Source organism: Nocardiopsis lucentensis DSM 44048, from assembly GCF_000341125.1.
Taxonomy (GTDB): domain Bacteria; phylum Actinomycetota; class Actinomycetes; order Streptosporangiales; family Streptosporangiaceae; genus Nocardiopsis; species Nocardiopsis lucentensis.
The window spans coordinates 1-5,015 of the sequence record NZ_ANBC01000473.1; the positions used below are offsets into that span (position 1 = coordinate 1).

Consider the following 5,015-nt stretch of genomic DNA (forward strand, 5'->3'; position numbering starts at 1 on the left):
AGGCCGCGCCCTGATCGCCACTGTTGGTGGGGAGGATCTGCGGTTCGACCGTCATGCACTGCTCCTGCTCGTGCTCGGAGAGAGTGATGAACTTCTGGCACCTGGTCCGGAACCTGCACCCCGTTGGTGGGTTGGCGGGGCTGGGCAGGTCACCGTCCAAGACAATGTGCGTGCGTGTCCGCTCCTTCTCCGGATCGGGGATGGGGATGGCGGACAGCAGCGCCTGGGTGTAGGGGTGTGAGGGCCGGGTGTAGATCGAGTGCGTGTCGCCGATCTCCACGATGCGGCCGAGGTACATGACCGCGACGCGGTCGGCGATGTGCCGGACCACGGACAGGTCGTGTGCCACGAACAGGTAGGCCAGACCGAGCCGGGCCTGGAGTTCCTCCAGGAGGTTGACCACACCCGCCTGGATGGACACGTCCAGGGCGGACACGGGCTCGTCCAGCACCAGCAGCTTGGGTTCCAGGGCCAGTGCGCGGGCGATACCGATGCGCTGGCGCTGGCCTCCGGAGAACTCGGCCGGAAACCGGGTGGCGTGCTCGGTGTTGAGGCCGACCAGGTCGATCAGCTCGTACACACGCCGGCCGACCTCGGCCGCGGACACGCCGTGCGTGCGCAGTGGTTCGGCGATGATGTCGAAGACCGGCATGCGCGGGTCGAGCGAACTCATCGGGTCCTGGAACACGATCTGCATGTCCCTGCGCAGGGAGAACCGCTTGGGCCGGTTCAGCCCGGCCACGTCCTGGCCCATGACCTCGACCGTGCCGCTCTGCGGACGCTCCAACCCCATGATCTCCATGAGGGTCGAGGACTTACCGCAGCCGGACTCGCCGACCAGGGCGAGGGTCTCCCCCTCCCTGATGTCGAAGTCGACCCCGTCCACGGCGTAGACCGTACCCACCCTGCGCTTGAACACGGTGCCCTTGGTGAGCGGGTGGTACTTGATCAGACCGTCCACCCGCAGCATCTCGGCCCGGTCCTCCCTGCGCACGGAGGAGGCGGGCACCTCGGGGATCTCGGGGACCGGGTAGATGTCCCGGGCCGTCCACTCGTGCTCCGCGATCTCACCGGACCGCACGCACGCGGACCGGTGTCCTCCGGTGTCCCGATCGCTCTCGTCGGCGGGGACGGACCCGCCGTCGTGCAGGGCGCGGAGCACCTCCGGGGACGGCTGGTCGCCGATCGGCAGGAGGTCGGGCTCGGCGAACTCGCACTCGGGCCGGGCGATCGGGCACCGGGGTGCGAAGGGGCACCCCGGAGGCAGTGACGACAGCGACGGCGGGGTCCCCTTGATGGGGACGAGCGCGCCCTGGCGGTCGAGGTCCATGCGTGGAACCGCGCCCAGAAGGCCCATGGTGTAGGGCATCCGGCTGCCGTAGTAGATCTCGTCGACCGTGCCCATCTCCACGGGGCGGCCCGCGTACATGACGAGCACGCGGTCGACGAAACCGGCGACGACGCCCAGGTCGTGCGTGATCATCACGATGGCGGCGCCGGTCTCGCGCTGCGCGGTGCGCAGGAGCTCCAGGATCTGCGCCTGGATGGTCACGTCCAGCGCGGTGGTGGGCTCGTCGCAGATGATGACGTCGGGGTTGTTGGCCATCGCCATCGCGATCATGACGCGCTGGCGCATACCGCCGGAGAACTCGTGCGGGAACGAGCGGTACCGCTGTTCGGCGTTGGGGATGCCGACCAGTTCGAGGAGCTCGACGGCGCGGGCCCTGGCCTTGTCCTTGGGAGTCCTGGGGTCGTGGACCAGCACCGCCTCGGCGAGCTGGTCGCCGACCGTGTACACCGGGGTGAGTCCGGACAGCGGGTCCTGGAAGACCATGGAGATGACCTTGCCCCGCAGCCGCGCCATGTCGCGGTCGTCCAGGCCCAGGATCTCCCGGCCGTGCAGGCGGACGGACCCGGTGATCTTCGCGTGGTCCGGAAGCAGGCCCATGGCTGCCATCGAGGAGACGGACTTGCCGGAGCCGGACTCGCCGACGATGCCGAGGACCTCGCCTCGGCGGACCGCGTAGCTGACGCCGCGCACGGCGCGCACGTCGGGGTTGCCGTTCATGCCGGGGAAGGTGACGGTGAGGTCGGTGACCTCCAGGACGGGGGCGCCGTCCGCGCGCCCGTCGGGCACGGCGTCGGTGGTCGTCACGGTGTCAGTGCTCATGTGTGTCTGTCTCCCCCAGGACGTGTTCTGTGGATGCCGTCCGTCACGAGCGGCGTATCCGGTGGTGCTATCGCAAGGCCGAAGAAGGAGTCAGCCCGGGCTTGGCTGTCGACTGATGAGAACGCGGCGAGAGTGCCGCTGGGGCGACGCGCAGTAGGGCGAGTATTCACGGAGCACGTCCTAGGACCGGCGCGACTTGGACGACGGGTCGAGGGCGTCGCGCAGCCCGTCCCCGATCATGTTCACGGCCAGCACCATGACGACCAGCAGCAGCGCGGGGAACGCGAACATCCACCAGGCGGTGGTGGCGAACCGCGAACCGGCGGCGATCACGACGCCGAGGCTGACGTCGGGTGCCTGGACACCCAGACCGAAGTAGCTGAGGGCGGTCTCCCCGATGATCGCGGCGCTGACCATGATGGTGGCGTCCGCGATGAGCAGGGATGACATGTTCGGCAGGATGTGGCGCAGGATGATCTTGTGCGGGGGGACACCCATGAACCGGGCGGCGTGGATGTACTCGCGTTCACGGAGTGAGATGGTCAGTCCGCGGACCATCTTGGAGGTGACCATCCAGCTGAACACGGCCAGCAGGATGACCAGCACGAACCAACCGCCGTCACCGGAGAAGTGGGTGGACAGGATGGCCAGGATGACGAAGTTGGGCAGGACCAGGGCCAGGTCGGCCACCCACATCAGGCCCTTGTCGACGAAACCGCCGAAGTACCCGGCGAAGGAGCCCACGACGGCCGCGACCCCGGTGGTGAGGACGGCGACGAGCAGACCGATCATCAGGGACTTGCGCAGGCCCGCGGTGGTCTGCGTGAAGATGTCCTGACCGGTGCTGTTGGTGCCCATCCAGTGGTCGGCGGACGGCCCGCCGAGGATGTCGCCGAAGTCGCGCTCACCGATCCCCCAGCCGCTGACGAGCGGGCCGACGAAGGCGAACAGCGCGAGGAGGGCGAGCAGGACGAGGCCGACGATGACGCGCCGGGTTCCGAGGAGTTGGCGGCCCAGGTCCTTGAACCGGTTGGGAGCCGGGGGCACGGTCGGCGCCTTCACGGACTCCGTGCTCTCTTGGGTCGTGCTCATGGCGTGGTCTCCAGCAGGGGCGCCGCGGCGATGCGGGACGGAACGTGGCGGGTGGGGATGCGGTGGATCGGTGTCACGGTCACACCCGCACCCTCGGGTCGAGCCAGGCGTAGAGGATGTCCGACAGGAAGGACGCCGCCATGATCGTGATCGCCATGAACCAGGAGACGGCGGCCACGACGTGCACGTCCTGGCTGAAGATCGAGTCGATCATCCAGGCGCCCATGCCGTGCCAGCCGTAGATCTTCTCGGTGAAGGTCGCCCCGGACACCAGGGCGCCGAAGGTGAAGGTGAAGTAGGTGATGGTCGGGATCAGGGCCGTGCGCAGGGCGTGTTTGAACAGAGCCGCCCTGCGGGTCAGCCCCTTGGCCATCGCCGTGCGTACGAAGTCGGCGCCCAGGACGTCCAGCATCATGTTCCGCTGGTACCTGGCGAAGGCGGCGAACAGCGCGACGGCCAGGACGAAGGTGGGCAGGATCGCGTGGTGAACGCGGTTGAGGAACAACTCCCACCCGTTGCCCTGGAAGCCCGCCGAGTACTCACCTGAGTAGGTCAGCAACTGGAAGCCGAGAAAGTCGTTGATGGCGTTCGCTCCGACCTGCACGGAGAGCGCGATGACGACGGTGGGCACCGACAGGACGAAGAACGACGCGGCGGTGGCCGCCTTGTCGAACCCCCGGTACTGGCGTACGGCGGCGTAGGCCCCGATGATGATGCCGATGGCGCTGCCGAGGATGGTGGCGACGGTGATCAGGCGCAGGGTGACCCCGGCCTTTAGCCACATCTGGGAGGTGACGTCACCACCCTGGATGGTCTGCCCGAAGTCGCCGACGAGGACACCGCTCATCCATGTGACGTAGCGCTGCGCGATCGGCGTCTGGTCGTTGAGGTTGAGCGCGTCCAGTTGGGAGTTGACCGCCTCAGGGGACGGTGGAGGCTGCATCTGCTCGAAGTACCCGCGTGGGTACAGGTTGGTGGCCGCGAGCAGGTAGGCGAAACTCGTCGCGAGAAAGATCAACACGACGTAGTTCAGTAGCCGCCTGGCCAGGAACTTGCCCAAAACTATCTCCGAACCTCACACCGAGCCCGGCGCTCGTCATTGGTTCCGACTGGTCGTGACCGGTATGTCCGTGGCACCGGGGGCGCGTTGCTCGGGTGGATCCCACCGTTAAGCGTTCGCGATCCCGGGACCACTGGCGGGGTGACACCCAGTGACCGACGAAACACGCTTCCTTCCGATTCACGGTCCGTGACCGGAATGTCAAGAGTCTGCGGGACGACTGGACACTCGGAGGTCACCGACCCATCAAGAAAAGACAACGGTGCCACTTTGAGCCCCATCCTCCGAGCGAATTGTCAAGGCTTGTACTCACAGTGATAGACACGCACCACACCGCCACCATCAACCACAGTGACCTGCAAAAACAAGCTCCTACACCATCGAGCCGACAGCAAGCGTGCGGCATATCGGCCAAAGTTCACAAAACGGGACAACAGCGAAAAAATGGCGAAACGTTCCGGAAACCTGCACGTCGCAGTCACCATCCTGGCATCGCCACACCCCCAGCCACTGACGCCAGAGATGTCATTAACCGCCCTTATAGCAGGACCGAATCCAACTACTGTGAGTAGTTGAAGTTAACGATGGCTAACGTCCGGAAGCGACTTCACCTTCACACTCATCCCCTCCGACGGGGCCCGCACGGGTCGCGCCGACCGCTCCGCCGCCCTCGGGCGCGGCAGGAGGGGGGCC

At 66.8% G+C, this 5,015-nt stretch carries 3 protein-coding genes; all 3 read right to left on the reverse strand.

Annotated elements, in window-relative coordinates; all coding sequences use genetic code 11:
- A partial coding sequence (locus D471_RS0116860; protein WP_017599710.1) for a dipeptide ABC transporter ATP-binding protein occupies positions 1–2,170 on the reverse strand: 2,170 nt, incomplete at its 3' end.
- Positions 2,171–2,350: 180 nt separating this feature from the next.
- Positions 2,351–3,262 carry an ABC transporter permease gene (locus tag D471_RS0116865; RefSeq protein WP_017599711.1) on the reverse strand — a complete coding sequence of 304 codons (912 nt, stop codon included), beginning with the start codon at positions 3,260–3,262 and terminating at the stop codon, positions 2,351–2,353.
- A gap of 79 nt (positions 3,263–3,341) precedes the next feature.
- Positions 3,342–4,322, reverse strand: a complete 981-nt coding sequence (locus tag D471_RS0116875; RefSeq protein ID WP_017599712.1) for an ABC transporter permease — start codon at positions 4,320–4,322, stop codon at positions 3,342–3,344.
- Positions 4,323–5,015 lie beyond the last annotated feature (693 nt).